The sequence below is a fragment of the Streptantibioticus parmotrematis genome (assembly GCF_019890615.1).
Classification (GTDB): Bacteria; Actinomycetota; Actinomycetes; order Streptomycetales; family Streptomycetaceae; genus Streptantibioticus_D; species Streptantibioticus_D parmotrematis.
The window spans coordinates 1-17,745 of the sequence record NZ_JAINVZ010000024.1; the positions used below are offsets into that span (position 1 = coordinate 1).

The window sequence follows — 17,745 nt, forward strand, 5'->3', positions numbered from 1 at the left end:
CCGAACGCGTGGCGCAGCGCCCAGGGAGAATTGACCCCCACTCCCCAGACCGGGCCGAACTCCTGGCCGATGATCGTGGTCACCCCGGAGGCGAGCGAGGCCTCCATCACGCGGGGCGACAGCAGGTGGACGTGGGTGTCGACGGCGCCCGCGGTGGCGATCATGCCCTCGCCGGGGACGATGGTGGTGCCGGTGCCGACGACCACGTCGACGCCGTCGAGCGTGTCGGGGTTGCCGGCCCGGCCGATGGCGTGGATGCGGCCCTCGCGGATGCCGATGGAGACCTTGCGGATGCCTTGGGCGGCGTCGATCACCAGGACGTTGCTGATGACCAGGTCGCAGGTGTCGCGGACGGCGGCGGCCTTCAGGTGCAGCCCGTCGCGGGCGGTCTTGCCGAAGCCGGCCAGGAACTCCTCCCCCGGCTTCTGCGCGTCCGACTCCACGCGCACGACCAGGCCCGAGTCGCCGAGCCGCACCCGGTCGCCCGCGCGCGGGCCGTGCACGGCGGCGTACTCGCGCGGGTCGATGGACGTGGCACGGTCCGCGTGCCGGTCGAGATGCCCGTACTTCACGAGGAGACCTCCGCTCCCAGGTAGCCGCAGGCGGCCGCGCGGCGCAGCGCCTCGTCCTTCGCGCCGGGCGCGTCCAGCGGGCCGTCCACCAGTCCGGCGAAGCCGATCGCGATCCGGTCGCCGCCGATCGGCAGCAGTCCCACCTCGGCGCTCTCGCCGGGCCCGAACCGCACCGAGGACCCGGCGGGCACGGCGAGCCGCATCCCGTAGGCGGCGCGGCGGTCGAACTCCAGGCGGGGGTTGGCCTCGAAGAAGTGGAAGTGCGAGGTGACGCTCACCGGGACACCGGCGGTGTTGCGCACGGTCAGCCGCACCGCGGGCTCGACGGGCGGGTCGGCCGGGCCCGGCAGCACCGCGCCGGGGGCGTCGTCGCCCGCGCCCGCGCCGCTGATCGGGTCGGTGACCACGGCGAGCCGGGAGCCGTCGTCGAAGACCGCCTCGACCATCACGTCGCCGATCACGTCGGCGACGCCGGGCAGCACGTCGTCCGGCCCGAGCACCCGGCTCGCCGCCTCGATCGCCTCGGCGAGCCGGGCGCCGTCCCGGGCGGCCTCGCAGACGGTGTCGGCGATCAGCGCGGTCGCCTCCGGCACGTTGAGCCGAAGGCCCCTGGCGCGGCGGGCGCGGGCCAGTTCGGCGGCGCCGAACAGCAGCAGGCGGTCACGTTCGGTCGGGGTCAGCCGCATCCCGCCACACCTCCACAGCTTCGCGGTCCGATCACTCGGCGCCCCGGCGGTCGACCCGGCGGGGCTGATTTGAACGCTACTCTAACAAGCAAAGCTTTTGACGAGAAGTATTGACCTGCACGCAATGTACGAGTCACATTGAACGGCGTTCTAACTAGTTCGGCGCTCAAGGAGTCAGGGCCATGCGGATCGAACAGCGGGGAGTGGACACCGTCCCCGAACAGGAGCGGACCAGCGGGCCGCGTGACGTGATCAGCATCCTGCTGGGCTCCAACCTGGCCCTCGGTGTGATCGTCTTCGGCTGGCTGCCGGTCTCCTTCGGGCTCGGCTGGTGGGCGTCGTTCACCTCGCTGGCGGCCGGCACGCTGGTGGGCACCGTGCTGGTGGCCCCGCTCGCCCTGGTCTCGCTGCGCACCGCGACCAACCTGTCGACCTCCAGCGGCGCCCACTTCGGGGTGCGCGGGCGGCTGCTGGGCTCCACGATCGGCCTGCTGCTGTCGCTGGGCTACACCGCGCTGACGCTGTGGGTCGGCGGGGACGCGGTGGTGGGATGCCTGCACCGGATGCTCGCACTGCCCACCGGGCCCGCCAGCTACGCGGTGGTCTACGCGGTGCTGGCGGCGACCACCGCCTCCTCGGCCGTCTTCGGCTACCGGATGCTGCTGCGGCTCAGCCGGGTGCTGACCGTCGGCCTGACCGCGCTGCTGCTCGTGGGCGTGGTCGCGTACGCGGGCATGTTCCACCTGCACGCGCCGCACGCCGCGCCGTACCTGCTGGGCTCCTTCTGGCCCACCTGGCTGCTGTCGGCGGTCTCCGCGGGACTGTCGGGGCCGATCGCGTTCATCACGCTGCTCGGCGACTACACCCGCTACGTCTCACCGCACCGCTTCAGCCAGCCGAAGGTCTTCGTCGGCACCTGCTTCGGCCTCGTCGTCGGCCTGCTGCTGCCGCAGCTGTTCGGCACCTTCACCGCGCTGTGCGTGGGCGCCGGCAGCGACTACGCGACGTCGCTGGTGGCCGCCTGCCCGGTCTGGTACCTGCTGTTCCTGCTGCTCAACGCGTCCGCCGGGTCGGTGGGCAACGCGGGGCTGATGCTCTACAGCATGGGCCTGGACCTCGACGCGATCCTGCCGAAGGCCAGCCGCACCCAGGCCACCTACGTGGTCGCCGCCTTCTCCACCGCGCTGGTCTACCTCGGGCACTTCGCCTGGGCGGCGCAGGACGCCATGACGTCGTTCGTGCTGGTGCTCACCGCGATCGGCACCCCGTGGGCGGTGATCACGCTGCTGGGCTTCCGCCGGGTGCGCGGGCGCTACGACGCGGACGCCCTCCAGGTCTACAACCGGCGCACCCGCGGCGGCATCTACTGGTACCGCGGCGGCTGGAACGTCTCCGCCGTGATCGCCTGGGCGTGCGGCTCGGTGATCGGCCTGCTGGAGGTCGACACCCCGCTCTACAGCGGCCCGCTGCTGCACTTCACCGGCGGCATCGACATCAGCTTCCTGCTGGCCGCGGCCGTGACCGCCGCGGTCTACCTGCTGCTCAGCGCCAAGCAGCCGCATCCCCTCCCGGCGCCGGACGCGGCAGTGCAGGACGCGGCGGCCGTGGTGGCCTGAGCCCGTACGCGCGAGGAGGGGGCCCGCGGCGGCGGGCCCCCTCCTCGTGTGCTCGCGGTCGCTCAGCCCAGCGGGTGCATCCAGCCGTGGGTGTCGGGGGACGCGCCGGTCTGGACGTCCAGCAGCGCGCGGCGCAGCCGCATGGTGACCTCGCCGGGCTCGCCGTCGGCGATCCGCCAGTCGGCGCGGGTGGACTTGACCGCGCCGACCGGGGTGATCACCGCGGCGGTGCCGCAGGCGAAGACCTCGGTGAGCGAGCCGTTCTCGGCGGCCTCGCGCCACTCGTCGACCGAGACGCGGCCCTCGGCGACCTCGTAGCCGAGGTCGGCGGCGATGCGCAGCAGCGAGGCGCGGGTGATGCCGGGCAGCAGCGAACCGGACAGCTCCGGGGTGACGATGCGGTCGCCGTACACGAAGTACAGGTTCATCCCGCCCATCTCCTCGACCCAGCGGCGCTCGATCGCGTCCAGCCACACCACCTGCGGGCAGCCGTGCTCGACCGCCTGGGCCTGCGCGACCAGCGAAGCGGCGTAGTTGCCGCCCGCCTTCGCCGCGCCGGTGCCGCCGGGCGCGGCCCGGACGTACTCCTCGGAGACCCACACCGAGACCGGCTTGACGCCGCCGGGGAAGTAGGCGCCGGCCGGGGAGGCGATGACGACGAACAGGTACTCGTTGGACGGGCGCACCCCGAGGCCGACCTCGGTGGCGAACATGAAGGGCCGCAGGTACAGCGACGCCTCGCCCTCGCTGGGCACCCACGCCTTGTCCTGCCGGACCAGCGCGTCGCAGGCGGCCACGAACAGCTCCTGCGGCAGCTCCGGCATCGCCAGCCGCCGCGCGGAGGACTGGAAGCGCTCGGCGTTGGCGAACGGCCGGAAGGTGGCCACCGAGCCGTCCGGCTGCCGGTACGCCTTGAGCCCCTCGAAGATCGTCTGCGCGTAGTGCAGCGTCATGTTCGCGGGGTCGAGCGAGATCGGCGCGTACGGGACGAGCTGGGCGTCGTGCCAGCCACGGCCCTCGGTCCACCGGATCGTCACCATGTGGTCGGTGAAGTGGCGGCCGAAGCCGGGGTCGGCGAGGATCGCCTGCCGCTCGGCGTCGGCCAGCGGGTGCGAGGAGGGCTTGAGTTCGATCGTGGGCGTCGTGGGCGTCGTCATAGTCGCGTGTCCTTCACCGTGAGGTCGTGGTGGACCGCACCGGCGTCCGCACCGCCGCGGCGGTAGTAGGACGTCCGACTTTCCCCTCACACGGCGGCCCTGCGTCCGATTATCCCGTAACCGGGTGTCCGGAGGGAATCAGGTGTGCCGGAGCGAGGTGTTCCGGTGATGCGGCCCAGATGGATGGTCGCACCCGGCCCCCGTGATCACCTACGGGGGCCGGGCTCAGCCGTGATGTCGTCGCGCGCGTGGGCGCTGCGCTGGCTTTCTCTGACCTGCCGGGCCGGCTGAGGGCTCTCCGCGGAGGTCAGCTCGCTACTCGGGCGGCGAGCGCGTCGCCGATGGCCCCGGTGGAGCGCGGCGCGGTGCCGCGGGCGGCCACGTCGGCGGCGACGGCGGCCTCGATGCGGGCGGCCTCGTCCTGGTAGCCGAGGTGCTCCAGCAGCAGGGCGACGGAGCGCACGGTGGCGGTCGGGTCGGCCTTGCCCTGTCCGGCGATGTCCGGCGCCGAGCCGTGCACCGGCTCGAACATGGACGGGAACGCCCGGGAGGGGTTGATGTTGCCGCTGGCGGCCAGGCCGATGCCTCCGGTGACGGCGGCGGCCAGGTCGGTGATGATGTCGCCGAAGAGGTTGTCGGTGACGATCACGTCGAAGCGCTCGGGCTGGGTGACGAAGAAGATCGTCGCCGCGTCCACGTGCAGGTAGTCGGTGGTGACGTCCGGGTACTCGGTGCCGACGGCGTCGAAGATCCGCTTCCACAGGTGGCCGGCGTGGACCAGCACGTTGTTCTTGTGGACCAGCGTGAGCTTCCTGCGCGGGCGGGCCTGGGCGCGGGCGTAGGCGTCGCGCACCACGCGCTCGATGCCGTAGGCGGTGTTGAGGCTGACCTCGGTGGCGACCTCGTGCGGGGTACCGGTGCGGATGGCGCCGCCGTTGCCGGTGTACGGGCCCTCGGTGCCCTCGCGGACCACCACGAAGTCGATCTCCGGGTCCCCGGCGAGCGGCGAGGCGACGCCGGGCAGCAGGGTGCTGGGCCGCAGGTTGACGTGGTGGTCGAAGGCGAACCGCAACTTGAGCAGGAAGCCGCGCTCCAGCACGCCGGACGGCACCGAGGGGTCGCCGATCGCGCCGAGCAGGATCGCGTCGTGGCGCTTGAGCGACTCCAGGTCGGCGTCGGTGAGGGTCTCGCCGGTGGCGTGGTACCGCCGGGCGCCGAAGTCGTAGGAGGTCGTCTCCAGCTTCACGTCGGACGGCAGGACGGCGCCGAGGACCTTGAGGCCTTCGGCTACCACTTCCTGGCCGATGCCGTCACCGGGGATCACTGCGAGGCTGATGCTGCGGGACATGCTCCGCACTGTACGCCCGCGTCCCACCCCATGACACGTGCGGTCCACATGCCGGACAGATCAGGAGTGGGCGGTGCGATGAACGACCTGGCGGGACGCGCGAGTTGGGCCCTCGCGGTGCGCGGGGGCCCGACTCGGCGGCGTTGTGCAGGGGGCGTAGGTCAGCGGCGCTCGTGGCCGGTGGATCCGCCGTTGTCACGGCGGTCGAGGGCGCGCTGGAGGGCTGCGGCGGCGTTCTTGCGGGTGGTCTCGTCCATGGGAGCACTTCTCCATCCGAAACGAAGGTGAGGGTGCGCCGGAAGGGGCGGGGAGCGGGCGCCGCAGGGGTGGCCTGCGTGGGGCACCGGCTCTACTCCGCCGATCGCTGGATCTAGCGAGACGTTCGGCTCCCTACAACGCTAGGACGAGATCGCCGTTCTGTCTCCACAGTTAGTCGGACTTCCTACTATCTGAGACGGCACCCCCTCCGACCTGCGGTCCCCACCCATGGCCAGGGCCCGGCACCGCGTGTTCGCGGTGCCGGGCCCCTACTTTCAGCCGCCTCGCCCGGTAGGGAGAGCCGCCTCGACCGCTCAGCCCATGTGGGGGTAGCGGTAGTCGGTCGGCGGGATCAGCGCTTCCTTGATGGAACGCGTGGAGGTCCAGCGCATCAGGTTCTGCGCGGCGCCCGCCTTGTCGTTGGTGCCGGAGGCACGGCCGCCGCCGAAGGGCTGCTGGCCGACCACGGCGCCGGTCGACTTGTCGTTGATGTAGAAGTTGCCCGCGGCGTAGCGCAGCACCTCCATGGTGTGCGCGGCGGCCGCCCGGTCGCCCGCGATGACCGAGCCGGTCAGGGCGTACTTCGCCACCGACTCCATCTGGGCGAGCATCTCGTCGTACCGCTCGTCCTCGTAGACGTGGACGGCGAGGATCGGGCCGAAGTACTCCTCGGTGAAGACCTCGTTCTCCGGGTCGGAGCAGGCCAGCACGGTCGGCCGGACGAAGTAGCCGACGGAGTCGTCGTAGCTGCCGCCCGCGACGATCTCGGTGTCCGGGTCGGCCTTGGCGCGGTCGATGGCCGCCTTGTTCTTGGCGAACGAGCGGTCGTCGATGACGGCGCCGACGAAGTTGTCCAGGTCGGTCACGTCGCCCATGGCGATGCCCTCGACCTCGGCGGCGAACGACTCCTTGAAGCCGCCCTCCCAGATCGAGCGCGGGATGTACGCGCGGGAGGTGGCCGAGCACTTCTGGCCCTGGTACTCGAAGGCGCCGCGGGTCAGCGCGGTCTTGAGCACCGCGGGGTCGGCGGACGGGTGCGCGACCACGAAGTCCTTGCCGCCGGTCTCGCCGACGATGCGCGGGTAGTTGCGGTAGTTCTCGATGTTGGCGCCGACCGTCTTCCACAGGTAGTGGAAGGTCCTGGTCGAGCCGGTGAAGTGGATGCCGGCCAGGTCCGGGTGGGCGAGGGCGACCTCGGAGACCGCGACGCCGTCGCCGGTGACCAGGTTGATGACGCCCTTGGGCAGCCCGGCCTCCTCCAGCAGCTCCATCAGCAGCACGGCGGCGCGGGTCTGGGTCGGCGACGGCTTCCACAGCACGACGTTGCCCATCAGCGCGGGCGCGGTCGGCAGGTTGGCGGCGATCGCCGAGAAGTTGAACGGCGTGATCGCGTAGACGAAGCCCTCCAGCGGGCGGTGGTCCAGGCGGTTCCAGACACCCGGCGAGTTGGTCACCGGCTGCTCGGCGAGGATCTGCCGGGCGTAGGAGACGTTGAACCGCCAGAAGTCGACCAGCTCGCAGGGGCTGTCGATCTCGGCCTGCTGCGCGGTCTTGGACTGCCCCAGCATGGTGGCGGCGGCGATGGTCTCGCGCCACGGGCCGGCCAGCAGCTCGGCGGCGCGCAGGATGATCGCGGCGCGGTCGTCGAAGGACAGCGCCCGCCACGCCGGGGCGGCGGCCAGGGCGGCGTCGATCGCCTCGCGGGCGTCGTCCTGGGTGGCGTGGCGGCCGGTGCCCAGGCGGGCGGCGTGGTTGTGCGGCTGGACGACGTCGAACGGCTCGCCGCCGCCCATCCGCTTGGCGCCGCCGATGGTCATCGGAAGGTCGACCGGGTTCTCGCCCAGCTCCTTCAGCTTGGCCTCCAGGCGGGCCCGCTCCGGGCTGCCGGGGGCATAGGAGTGCACCGGCTCGTTGACCGGGGCGGGGACCTGGGTCACGGCGTCCATGGGAGGGGTCTCCTTCTGCGGGGGTGTGCTGCTGGGGTGTGCTGCGGGCGGGCGATGGGCCTTCGGGCGGCGGGCCTTCGGGCGGCGGGCCCGGTGCCGGTCAGGCTCCGGGGACGAACGAGCGGAGGAAGAAGGCCAGGTTGGCCGGGCGCTCCGCCAGCCGCCGCATGAAGTACCCGTACCAGTCTGCGCCGTACGGCACGTAAATACGCATGCGCTCGCCCGCCTCGGCCAGCCGGCGCTGCTCGGCGACCCGGATGCCGAAGAGCATCTGGAACTCGTAGTCGCCCGCCTGGCGGCCGTGCTCCCGGGCCAGGTGCTGGCCGATGGCGATCATCCGCGGGTCGTGCGAGCCGATCATCGGGTAGCCGGCGCCCGCCATGAGGATCCCCAGGCAGCGCACGTACGCCTTGTCGACCTCGCGCTTGTCCTGGTGCGCGACGGAGGCGGGCTCCTTGTACGCGCCCTTGACCAGTCGCACCCGGGAGCCGGGGGTGGCCAGGCGGCGGCAGTCGTCCTCGGTGCGGAACAGGTAGGACTGCACGACGGCGCCGGTGCCCGGGTGGTCCTGGCGCAGCTCGTCGAGGATGGCCAGCGTCGAGTCGACGGTGGTGTGGTCCTCCATGTCGAGGGTGACCGTGGTGCCCGCGGCGGTGGCGGCCTCGGCGACCTGGCGCACGTTTTCCAGCGCGATGTCGTGGCCGCCGGACGACAGCGCCTGGCCGAACGCCGACAGCTTCACGGAGACCTCGGCCTTGCCGGCCAGGCCCTCGGTGCCCAGCGCGTCCAGCAGCCGCAGGTAGGCATCGCGGGTGGCGGTGGCGGTGGCCTTGTCGGTGACGTCCTCACCCAGGTGGTCGAGGGTGACCTCGCGGCCGGAGTCGGTCAGGGCGCGGACGCTGTCCAGGGCGGGAGCCAGCTCGTCACCGGCGACGAAGCGGTCCACGACCGGCCGGGTGACGGGGGCGGCCGCGACCAGGCGGCGCATACGGTCGCTGCGCGAGGCGGCGAGCAACACGGGACCCAGCACGGGCTCCTCCAACAAGTGCGTGACGCAAGGTGCGTGGCCCTGCGGCGGGACGGCCGGACACCCCGCGGCGGGGCAGGTGGCTACGCGATGAAATCTAGGTTTCGCCTCCACCGTGGGCCATCGACAGGTGTCACGCATCCGTGACCGGCCTCTCATACAGATGTATGAGCGACAATGGGCCGGTGCGCGCTGACGGGGACTTCCAGGAACTGGTCGACGAGGTGTCGGCGCTGCTCGGCACGCCCGCGACACTGGAGGACCGCGACTTCCGGCTGATCGCCTTCGGCGCCCACGACAGCGACGACGAGGCCGCCATGGACCCGATCCGCACCCGGTCCATCCTCACCAGGCGCTCGACCGCGCAGGTGCGCGAGTGGTTCGAGGGGTTCGGCATCGCGCGGGCCCGCGAGCCGGTGCGCGTCCCGGCCGACCCGGCGGCGGGCATCCACGCCCGTATCTGCCTGCCGGTGCGCCACCGCGGCGTGGTGCACGGCTACGTGTGGCTGCTGGACGACGGCACCGACCGTCCGCTGGACGCGGCGATGGCGGTGGCGGCCCGGATCGGCACGCTGCTGGCCGCCGAGGCGCGGGCCGGGGCGGACACCGGGCGGGAACTGCTGGGGCTGCTGACCGGTCCCGGCTCCCGCCGCGAGGGCGCGCTCGCGGCCTTGCGGGCGGCGCTGGGGCGGGTGGCGGACGACGACTTCGCGATGGTGTGCGTGGCCCCGTGGGACGGCGGTGAGGACGAGGCGTCCGATCCGCTGCCCGGGCCGCGGGCCCTGCCGGGGGCGGCCGCGGTGTGCGCGGTGCCGTCCCCCGGGCCGGGCGGGCTCGCGGTGCTGGCCCGGGCCCGGGCGGCGGACACCGTGGCGGCGCGGCTGCTGGAGTCCGCCCGCGCCCGGGGGGCCACCGCCGGGGTGAGCGGACGCGGGGCCGGGCTCGAAGGGCTCCCGGAGGCGTGGCGCGAGGCGTCGGGCGCGGCCCGCGCGGCGCACGCCCAGCCACGGCTGGCCCCGGTGGCGCACTGGTCGGACATCGGCCCGTACCGCCTGCTGACCCGGCTGCCCACGACCGCCGACCCGGCGGTCGCCCCGCTGCTGGACGCCGCGCACACCGAACTCGCGCACACCGCCGAGGTGTTCCTCGACTGCGCGGGCCAGGCCGGGCGGGCGGCCGCCGCGCTGGCCATCCACCGCCAGACGCTCTACTACCGGCTCTCCCGCGTCGAGCACCTCACCGGTCTCGACCTGGACGACGGCGAGGACCGCCTGCTGTTGCATCTGGCACTCAAGGCGGCCCGGCTCGGGTAGCGACCCGGCTCGGGTAGTGCCCGGCTGGGGCAGCGCCGGGCGCCCTCAGCCGACGTCGTGGCGGTACGGCGTCGTGGTGCCGAGCGCCTCGAAGCCGAGGCGTTCCAGGATCGGGCGGCTGGCGTCGGAGGCGTCGACCTGGAGCCAGCGGTAGCCGCGGTCGGCGGCCAGCCGGACCCGGTGGGCGACCAGCGCCCGGTAGATGCCGCGTCCGCGCCAGGCCGCCAGCGTGCCGCCGCCCCACAGCCCGGCGAACTCGGTGCCCGCGTGCAGTTCCATGCGGGCCGCGGCGACCGGCACGTCCCCCGCCATCGCCACCACGGCGCTCACCGTGTCCGGGTGGTGGGCCAGTTGGGACAGCAGACGCTGGCGCAGGCGGGAGCGGCTGGAGCGGAAGACCTGCTCGTGGACGTCGGCCACCAGGTCCACCCCGGCCGCGTCGGTCACCGCGCGCAGCCGCACCCCCTCCGGCAGCACGACCTGGTCGGACAGTTCGGCGACGGCGGCGACCATCAGGGACTCGGCGGCCTCCGGCACGAACCCCGCGGCGCGCAGCCGCGTCGCCAGGTCGGCGGGCCGGTCGTGGGAGTACAGCTTCCACTCGAAACCGTGGCCCAGCTCGCCGAAGTGCCGCAGCTGTTCGGCGATGGCCGCGTCCGCGGTCTCCTCGGTGAGGTCGGACCACAGCACACCGTTCCACGCGGCGGGCCCGCCGGCCTGCCGTACCACGTCGCCGACCCGCTCGACGCGGGCCGTGGGGTCGTCGGGCCGGGCGCCCCGGCGCATCTGACGGTCGAACAGGCTGAGCACGTGATCGCGGTCCATTTGGCCATTCCAGCACCACGACCGCTCCGGGCCAACGGCATTCGTGCCGGGTCGGCCGCGCACGGCCGTACGGGTCAGGCCCGGGCGGGACGGCGCTTGCGGACGGCGGTGACCACGGCGGCGGTGCCGAGCGCCAGCAGGCCGCCGGCCAGGCCGAACCAGCCGCCGCCCACGCCCGCGTCCACACCCTTGGTCGGCGTCAACGACCGTGTGACGGCGAGGGATTCGCTCCTGCGCACCCGGCCGTGGTGGCTGACGACGGTGACCGGGTAGCTGCCGGGCGCCAGGTCGGCGCGGACGTCGGCGGTGCCGTAGAAGCGGGGCGCGTCGCCGTCGGCGCCCTTGCTGTCGTCCGGGGCGAGGCGCACCGGCGCGGCGAAGGCCGGGGAGGTGGCGGTGAGGCTGCCGGTCTCCCCCGGGTCGGGCGCCGCGTCGTGCCACATCACGTCGACCTTGCCGCCCGCGTGGACCGTGAAGCCGTTGGTCGTGGCCCGACCGGGATCCCCGGAGGGCGTGAAGAACGCGGGCCCTGACACCTTGCCCAGGTAGTCGGGGTCACCGGGCCGCGCGGCGCGCACCGTCAGCGATCCGGAGGCGGCCCGCTCGCCGTGCGGTCCGGTCAGGCTGAAGGCGTAGGAGCCGTCCTTCGTCCCGGCCGGGACCTTGGCGGTGGCCGAGAAGGCGCGCGGGTCGTAGAAGTCGGTGGCGTCGTCGTGCTCGAGGCGGACCGAGCCAGGCAGCGCCCGCGAGGAGACGGTGAAGTCGGTGCCGGTCTGCCCGGGGTGGAGGTCGTCCCAGCGCAGCGAGATCCGCTGGCCCGGGCGGACGACCTGGCCGCCGGGGACCCCGGCGACGGTGAAGCGCGGGGCCTGGCCCGGGGAGACCTCGATCCGGTCGTGGCCGACGACGCGGTCGCCGATCGAGACGGTCAGCGGGTACGAGCCGGGCTTGGCGGTGGGCGAGAGGGTGACCAGCGCGTCGTAGCCGGAGACCCACTGGGAGTGGTACCAGCGCAGGTGGACGCGGCCGGTGAAGGCGTGCGACGAGGCGGTGACGCCCGCCTTGCCCTGCGCCTCGTCCACACCCTGAAGGTTGACGTCGACGCGCTCACCGGGGCGGGCGTCGTAGTTGCCGTTGACCAGCAGCACGGGGTGCGGCGTGCCGGAGGAATCGGCCGTCGCGGTGCCGGCCGCCACAGCGCAGCACAGCACGCCGGCGCCCAGCGCCGCCGGTACCGCTCGCATCCACCGCATGCCGTGCCCCCTTGTGGCCCATGTGCCGTGGCGTCTCGATGCCCTGGCGTCCTGAGAGACGGGAAATCCACCGGAACGGTTGCGCCCGGGCGGCCATTGTGCTGGGGGTCGCACGAGCGGAGGGAAAGCGGCGGCCCGCCGTCCGGGCCGGGCCACGGCCGCCGGATGCCGGCCTGGTCGGGCGCGCCCGGTGGACGCGCCCGACGACGGGCCTGCCGACGGTCGGTCGACCGTCAGTCGACGAGGTTGACCGCGCGGGCCGAGGTGGCGCCGATCTCCTCGGCGATCTCGGCGAGCACCGGGGCGGGGATGGAGTCGTCCACGGTCAGCGCGACCAGTGCCTCGCCGCCCTCGTTGGTGCGGGCGACCTGCATGCCCGCGATGTTGATGCCGGCCTCGCCGAGGATGCGGCCGACCGTGCCGACCACGCCGGGCCGGTCGCCGTAGCGCAGGAAGCCCATGTGGTCGGTGAGGACGAGGTCCACGTCGAACTCGCCGACGCCGACGATCTTCTGGATGTGCTTGGGCCCGGCCAGGGTGCCGGAGACCGCGATCTCGTCGCCCCCGGAGAGGGTGCCGCGCACGGTGACCAGGTTGCGGTGCTCGGGCGACTCGCTGCTGGTGGTCAGCCGCACCTCGACGCCGCGCTCCTGGGCGAACAGGGGTGCGTTGACGTAGGAGACGGTCTCGGCGACGACGTCCTCGAACACGCCCTTGAGCGTGGACAGTTCGAGCACCTTCACATCATGCTGCGTGATCTCACCACGCACCTCGACATCCAGACGCACCGCCACCTCACCCGCCAACGCCGTGAAGATCCGCCCCAACTTCTCCGCCAACGGCAACCCCGGCCGCACGTCCTCCGCGATCACACCACCCTGCACATTCACCGCATCCGGCACCAACTCACCCGCCAACGCCAACCGCACCGACTTCGCGACCGCGATACCCGCCTTCTCCTGCGCCTCACCGGTGGAAGCGCCCAGGTGGGGGGTGGCCACCACGTTGTCGAACTCGAACAGCGGCGAGTCCGTGCACGGCTCGGACGAGAACACGTCCAGACCCGCACCCGCGACCCGACCCTCCTTCAACGCACTCGCCAACGCCGCCTCGTCCACGATCCCACCACGCGCCGCGTTGACGATCCGCACCGACGGCTTGACCTTGTGCAACGCCTCATCACCGATCAGGCCGAGAGTCTCGGGGGTCTTCGGCAGGTGCACCGTGATGAAGTCCGACACCTCCAGCAACTCATCCAGCGACAGCAGCTTCACCCCCATCTGCGCCGCCCGCGCCGGCTGCACGTAGGGGTCGTACGCCACGATCTTCATGCCGAACGCCGACATCCGCTGCGCGACGAGGACGCCGATCCGGCCGAGGCCGACCACACCGAGGGTCTTCTCCGCCAGCTCGACACCCGTGTACTTGCTGCGCTTCCACTCACCGTTCTTCAACGCCGCGTTCGCCTGCGGAATGTTGCGCGCCGACGCCACCAGCAGACCACACGCCAACTCCGCCGCGGTCACGATGTTCGACGTCGGCGCATTGACGACCATCACACCGGCCTTCGTAGCGGCCGAGACATCCACATTGTCCAGACCGACACCCGCACGAGCGACGACCCGAAGCTTGCGCGCGGCGGCGATCGCCTCCGCGTCCACCTTCGTGGCCGAACGCACCAAAACCGCGTCCACCTCCACGATCGCACCCAGCAACTCGGCACGATCCGCCCCGTCGCAATGCCGGATCTCGAAATCCGGACCCAAGGCGTCCACCGTGGCGGGCGAGAGTTCTTCGGCGATGAGTACGACAGGCTTGCTGGCTGAAGCAGTGCTCACGTGATCCTCACTTGTCCTACGTGGGCGGCCGGTCCCTTTCGGCCGCTCCAGGGAGGGAGGGGCTGGCATGCCGCGTGGAAGACGCACGACGCTGTGAGCCTGACGCGCTTGTTACGGCAGTCTATCGGCGACGTGACCGGCTGCCTGTGCCGTTGCGGAAGGATCACCCGGACGTGGGTGTACGGCGTGGACAAACCTTCCGGTCACGACGCGACGGGGGCCTCCAGGGCAGCGCCCCGGAGGCCCCCGTGCACCGCGGGTGAGGCCTTACGCCTCGTCGTCCACCCAGCTCATCAGCTTGCGCAGCTTCTTGCCGGTGGTCTCCAGCAGGTGCTCGCTGTCGGCCTTCTTGTACTCGTTGTACTTCGGCAGACCGGCGTTGTACTCGTTGATCCAGTTCTTGGCGAAGGTGCCGTCCTGGATCTCGCCGAGGATCTTCTTCATCTCGGCCTTGGTCTGGTCGTTGACGACCCGCGGGCCGCTGACGTAGTCGCCCCACTCGGCGGTCTCGGAGACCGACCAGCGCATCTTCTCCAGGCCGCCCTCGTACATCAGGTCGACGATGAGCTTCAGCTCGTGCAGGCACTCGAAGTAGGCGATCTCCGGCTGGTAGCCCGCCTCGACCAGGGTCTCGAAGCCCGCCTTCACCAGCGCCGAGGCGCCGCCGCACAGCACGGCCTGCTCACCGAACAGGTCGGTCTCGGTCTCCTCGGTGAACGTGGTCTTGATGACGCCGGCGCGGGTGCCGCCGATGCCCTTCGCGTAGGACAGCGCGAGCGCGAAGGCGTTGCCGGAGGCGTCCTGCTCGACCGCGACGATGCAGGGCACGCCGCGGCCCTCCTCGTACTGGCGGCGGACCAGGTGGCCCGGGCCCTTCGGGGCGACCATGCACACGTCGACACCGGCCGGGGGCTCGATCAGGTCGAACCGGATGTTGAAGCCGTGCCCGAAGAAGAGCGCGTCGCCGTCCTTGAGGTTCGGGGCGATGGACTCGGCGTAGACCTTGGCCTGGATGGGGTCCGGGACCAGGACCATGATCACGTCGGCCTCGGCGGACGCCTCGGCGGGGGTGACCACGCGCAGGCCCTGCTCCTCGGCCTTGACCCGGGACTTGGAGCCCTCGGGCAGACCGACGCGCACGTCGACGCCGGAGTCGCGCAGCGACAGCGCGTGGGCGTGGCCCTGGCTGCCGTAACCCAGCACCGCGACCTTGCGGCCCTGGATGATGGACAGGTCGGCGTCGTCGTCGTAGAACAGCTCGGCCACTTCGGGTTTCTCCTTGGTTCTCGGGTTGTGCCGCCCACCGTACGCCCGGCGGACGAGGGGTGGCTTACGGTCTCGCGATGCGGTCGGACCGGCGCGTCACGCGCTGCGGTCCAGTGCCCGCAGCGAGCGGTCGGTGATGGAGCGGGCGCCGCGGCCGATGGCGATCGTGCCGGACTGCACCAGCTCCTTGACGCCGAACGGCTCCAGCATCCGCAGCAGCGCCTCCAGCTTCTCGGCGCCGCCGGTCGCCTCGATCGTGACCGCCTCGGGCGAGACGTCCACGGTCTTGGCGCGGAAGAGCGAGACGATCTCGGTGATCTGCGAGCGCGTCTCGTTGTCGGCGCGCACCTTCACCAGGACGAGTTCCCGCTGTACGGCGGAGGACGGCTCCAGCTCGACGATCTTCAGGACGTTGACGAGCTTGTTGAGCTGCTTCGTCACCTGTTCCAGCGGCAGTTCGTCCACCACGTTGACGACGATGGTGATGCGGGAGATGTCGGGGTGCTCGGTGGTGCCGACCGCCAGGGAGTCGATGTTGAAGCCGCGGCGGGAGAAGAGCGCGGTGATCCTCGCCAGGACACCGGGCTTGTTCTCGACCAGGACGGAGAGCGTGTGCTTGGACATGTTCCGTGATTCCTTCGCGTTGTCTTCCGGCCCGGCTCAGTCGTCCATGTCGCCGAAGTCGGGGCGCACCCCGCGGGCGGCCATGACCTCGTCGTTGGAGGTGCCTGCGGCGACCATCGGCCACACCATGGCGTCCTCGTGGCAGATGAAGTCCACGACCACCGGGCGGTCGTTGATCGCGTTGGCCTTCTCGATGACCGCGTCGAGGTCGGCCGGGTCCTCGCAGCGCAGCCCGACGCAGCCCATCGCCTCGGCGAGCTTGACGAAGTCGGGGGTGCGGGTGCCGTTGAGCGCGGGCTTGCCGTCCCCGCCCGGTCCCGAGTGCAGCACGGTGTTGGAGTAGCGCTCGTTGTAGAAGAGCGTCTGCCACTGGCGGACCATGCCCAGCGCGCCGTTGTTGATGATGCCGACCTTGATGGGGATGCCGTTGAGCGCGCAGGTGACCAGTTCCTGGTTGGTCATCTGGAAGCAGCCGTCGCCGTCGATCGCCCACACCGTGGTGTCGGGCTTGCCGGCCTTGGCGCCCATCGCGGCCGGGACCGCGTAGCCCATGGTCCCGGCGCCGCCGGAGTTGAGCCAGGTGTACGGCTTGTCGTAGCGGATGTACTGCGAGGCCCACATCTGGTGCTGGCCGACCCCGGCGGCGAACACGGTGTCCTTCGGGGCGAGTTGGCCGATGCGCTCGATGACCTGCTGCGGGGAGAGGCTGCCGTCCTCGGGCAGGTCGTAGCCGAGCGGGTAGGTCTCGCGCCAGGAGTCGATCTGCCGCCACCAGTCGGCGTAGTCGCCGCGCCGGCCCGCCTCGTGCTCGGCCTGGACCGCGACGATCAGGTCGGCCAGCACCTCGCGGGCGTCGCCGACGATCGGCACGTCGGCGGCGCGGATCTTGCCGATCTCCGCCGGGTCGATGTCGGCGTGCACGATCTTGGCGTACGGGGCGAACGTGTCGGTCTTGCCGGTCACCCGGTCGTCGAACCGGGCGCCGAGCGCGACCAGCAGGTCGGCCTTCTGCAACGCGGTGACCGCGGAGACCGAACCGTGCATGCCGGGCATGCCGACGTGCTGGCGGTGGGTGTCGGGGAAGGCGCCCAGCGCCATCAGCGTGGTGGCGACCGGGGCGCCGGTCAGCTCGGCCAGGATGCGCAGTTCCTCGGTGGCCCGGGCCTTCAGCACGCCGCCGCCGACGTACAGCACCGGGCGCCTGGCCTGGGTGAGCATCCGGGCGGCCTCGCGGATCTGCTTGGCGTGCGGCTTGGTCACCGGGCGGTAGCCGGGCAGGTCGGAGACGGGCGGCCAGGAGAAGGTGGTCCGCGCCTGGAGGGCGTCCTTGGCGATGTCGACCAGCACCGGGCCCGGGCGGCCGGTGGAGGCGATGTGGAAGGCCTCGGCGATGGTGCGCGGGATGTCGGCGGCGTCGGTGACCAGGAAGTTGTGCTTGGTGATCGGCATGGTGATGCCGACGATGTCCGCCTCCTGGAAGGCGTCGGTGCCGATGGACTTGGAGGCGACCTGGCCGGTGATGGCGACGATCGGCACCGAGTCCAGATGGGCGTCGGCGATGGGGGTGACGAGGTTGGTGGCACCCGGGCCCGAGGTGGCCATGCAGACGCCGACCTTGCCGGTGGCCTGCGCGTACCCGGTGGCGGCGTGACCGGCGCCCTGCTCGTGGCGGACCAGGATGTGGCGCACGCGCTGCGAGTCGAACATGGGGTCGTACGCGGGGAGGATCGCCCCGCCGGGAATGCCGAAGACGGTGTCGGCGCCGACTTCCTCCAGAGAACGGATGAGGGACTGGGCACCCGTCACCTGTTCGGTGATGGGCTGCTGTGCCGCGCTGCGGGCCCGCGGCTGCGGATGGTGGGCCCCAGTGGCCTGCTCGGTCATCTGCGTGTCTCTTCTCGGAGAGGCCGCCCCGGTCGCGGTGTGGAGGGGGCGGTGGGTGCCAGTGCAACAAAAAACCCCTCGTGCCAGAAGGCAAGCGAGGGGAAGCGCGCCGGTGCTTGTCGCGGGGCGATG

Annotated in this window: 13 protein-coding genes and 1 pseudogene; 2 read left to right on the forward strand and 12 right to left on the reverse strand. The window is 72.0% G+C overall.

What is annotated here, in order from left to right:
• Nucleotides 1–572, reverse strand: a pseudogene (locus K7472_RS26570) (urease subunit alpha); the annotation flags it as partial.
• Complete coding sequence (gene ureA / locus K7472_RS26575) at nt 569–1,258, reverse strand: urease subunit gamma (RefSeq protein WP_222981107.1); 690 nt, start codon at nt 1,256–1,258, stop codon at nt 569–571. The gene ureA and the pseudogene K7472_RS26570, both read right to left, overlap by 4 nt.
• A 182-nt stretch (nt 1,259–1,440) precedes the next feature.
• Here ureA and K7472_RS26580 point away from each other — a divergent pair, with 182 nt between their 5' ends.
• The gene (locus tag K7472_RS26580) at nt 1,441–2,874 is read left to right on the forward strand and encodes a cytosine permease (protein ID WP_222981108.1); all 1,434 of its coding nucleotides are present in this window, start codon (nt 1,441–1,443) and stop codon (nt 2,872–2,874) included.
• A gap of 62 nt (nt 2,875–2,936) precedes the next feature.
• Here K7472_RS26580 and K7472_RS26585 read toward each other — a convergent pair whose 3' ends face one another.
• The 4 genes from K7472_RS26585 to K7472_RS26600 all read right to left on the reverse strand — a co-directional run bounded on the left by K7472_RS26585 (nt 2,937) and on the right by K7472_RS26600 (nt 8,613).
• Nucleotides 2,937–4,031, reverse strand: coding sequence for a branched-chain amino acid aminotransferase (locus tag K7472_RS26585; protein WP_222981109.1), 1,095 nt, complete (start codon nt 4,029–4,031; stop codon nt 2,937–2,939).
• A gap of 307 nt (nt 4,032–4,338) precedes the next feature.
• On the reverse strand, nt 4,339–5,379 hold the full coding sequence (locus tag K7472_RS26590; RefSeq protein ID WP_222981110.1) for a 3-isopropylmalate dehydrogenase: 1,041 nt from the start codon (nt 5,377–5,379) through the stop codon (nt 4,339–4,341).
• Nucleotides 5,380–5,951: 572 nt separating this feature from the next.
• On the reverse strand, nt 5,952–7,583 hold the full coding sequence (gene pruA, locus K7472_RS26595; RefSeq protein ID WP_222981111.1) for an L-glutamate gamma-semialdehyde dehydrogenase: 1,632 nt from the start codon (nt 7,581–7,583) through the stop codon (nt 5,952–5,954).
• A 100-nt stretch (nt 7,584–7,683) separates the two neighbouring features.
• Nucleotides 7,684–8,613 (reverse strand): proline dehydrogenase family protein, encoded by a 930-nt coding sequence (locus K7472_RS26600; protein WP_222981112.1) that lies wholly within the window; start codon nt 8,611–8,613, stop codon nt 7,684–7,686.
• Nucleotides 8,614–8,777: 164 nt separating this feature from the next.
• On the opposite strand from K7472_RS26600, the gene K7472_RS26605 reads away from it, so the two are divergent.
• Nucleotides 8,778–9,923 carry a PucR family transcriptional regulator gene (locus tag K7472_RS26605; protein ID WP_222981113.1) on the forward strand — a complete coding sequence of 382 codons (1,146 nt, stop codon included), beginning with the start codon at nt 8,778–8,780 and terminating at the stop codon, nt 9,921–9,923.
• A 45-nt stretch (nt 9,924–9,968) separates the two neighbouring features.
• Here the strand turns inward: K7472_RS26605 and K7472_RS26610 are convergent, their stop codons facing one another.
• The 6 genes from K7472_RS26610 to K7472_RS26635 all read right to left on the reverse strand — a co-directional run bounded on the left by K7472_RS26610 (nt 9,969) and on the right by K7472_RS26635 (nt 17,613).
• Nucleotides 9,969–10,748, reverse strand: coding sequence for a GNAT family N-acetyltransferase (locus K7472_RS26610; RefSeq protein WP_222981114.1), 780 nt, complete (start codon nt 10,746–10,748; stop codon nt 9,969–9,971).
• 74 nt (nt 10,749–10,822) lie between these two features.
• Nucleotides 10,823–12,001 carry a hypothetical protein gene (locus K7472_RS26615; protein WP_222981115.1) on the reverse strand — a complete coding sequence of 393 codons (1,179 nt, stop codon included), beginning with the start codon at nt 11,999–12,001 and terminating at the stop codon, nt 10,823–10,825.
• A 233-nt stretch (nt 12,002–12,234) separates the two neighbouring features.
• Nucleotides 12,235–13,839, reverse strand: coding sequence for a phosphoglycerate dehydrogenase (serA, locus tag K7472_RS26620; RefSeq protein WP_222981116.1), 1,605 nt, complete (start codon nt 13,837–13,839; stop codon nt 12,235–12,237).
• A 267-nt stretch (nt 13,840–14,106) separates the two neighbouring features.
• The gene (gene ilvC / locus K7472_RS26625; protein WP_222981117.1) at nt 14,107–15,105 is read right to left on the reverse strand and encodes a ketol-acid reductoisomerase; all 999 of its coding nucleotides are present in this window, start codon (nt 15,103–15,105) and stop codon (nt 14,107–14,109) included.
• A gap of 96 nt (nt 15,106–15,201) precedes the next feature.
• The gene (ilvN, locus tag K7472_RS26630) at nt 15,202–15,729 is read right to left on the reverse strand and encodes an acetolactate synthase small subunit (RefSeq protein ID WP_222981118.1); all 528 of its coding nucleotides are present in this window, start codon (nt 15,727–15,729) and stop codon (nt 15,202–15,204) included.
• A gap of 36 nt (nt 15,730–15,765) precedes the next feature.
• Nucleotides 15,766–17,613 carry an acetolactate synthase large subunit gene (locus tag K7472_RS26635; RefSeq protein ID WP_222981119.1) on the reverse strand — a complete coding sequence of 616 codons (1,848 nt, stop codon included), beginning with the start codon at nt 17,611–17,613 and terminating at the stop codon, nt 15,766–15,768.
• Between the last annotated feature and the right edge of the window lie 132 nt (nt 17,614–17,745).

What these genes read in the sequence shown, in the direction of transcription:
- ureA (WP_222981107.1), bottom strand. Translation starts at nt 1,258, where the DNA reads ATGCGGCTGACCCCGACCGAACGTGACCGCCTGCTGCTGTTCGGCGCC.
- K7472_RS26580 (WP_222981108.1), top strand. Translation starts at nt 1,441, where the DNA reads ATGCGGATCGAACAGCGGGGAGTGGACACCGTCCCCGAACAGGAGCGG.
- K7472_RS26585 (WP_222981109.1), bottom strand. Translation starts at nt 4,031, where the DNA reads ATGACGACGCCCACGACGCCCACGATCGAACTCAAGCCCTCCTCGCAC.
- K7472_RS26590 (WP_222981110.1), bottom strand. Translation starts at nt 5,379, where the DNA reads ATGTCCCGCAGCATCAGCCTCGCAGTGATCCCCGGTGACGGCATCGGC.
- pruA (WP_222981111.1), bottom strand. Translation starts at nt 7,583, where the DNA reads ATGGACGCCGTGACCCAGGTCCCCGCCCCGGTCAACGAGCCGGTGCAC.
- K7472_RS26605 (WP_222981113.1), top strand. Translation starts at nt 8,778, where the DNA reads ATGAGCGACAATGGGCCGGTGCGCGCTGACGGGGACTTCCAGGAACTG.
- K7472_RS26610 (WP_222981114.1), bottom strand. Translation starts at nt 10,748, where the DNA reads ATGGACCGCGATCACGTGCTCAGCCTGTTCGACCGTCAGATGCGCCGG.
- K7472_RS26615 (WP_222981115.1), bottom strand. Translation starts at nt 12,001, where the DNA reads ATGCGGTGGATGCGAGCGGTACCGGCGGCGCTGGGCGCCGGCGTGCTG.
- ilvN (WP_222981118.1), bottom strand. Translation starts at nt 15,729, where the DNA reads ATGTCCAAGCACACGCTCTCCGTCCTGGTCGAGAACAAGCCCGGTGTC.
- K7472_RS26635 (WP_222981119.1), bottom strand. Translation starts at nt 17,613, where the DNA reads ATGACCGAGCAGGCCACTGGGGCCCACCATCCGCAGCCGCGGGCCCGC.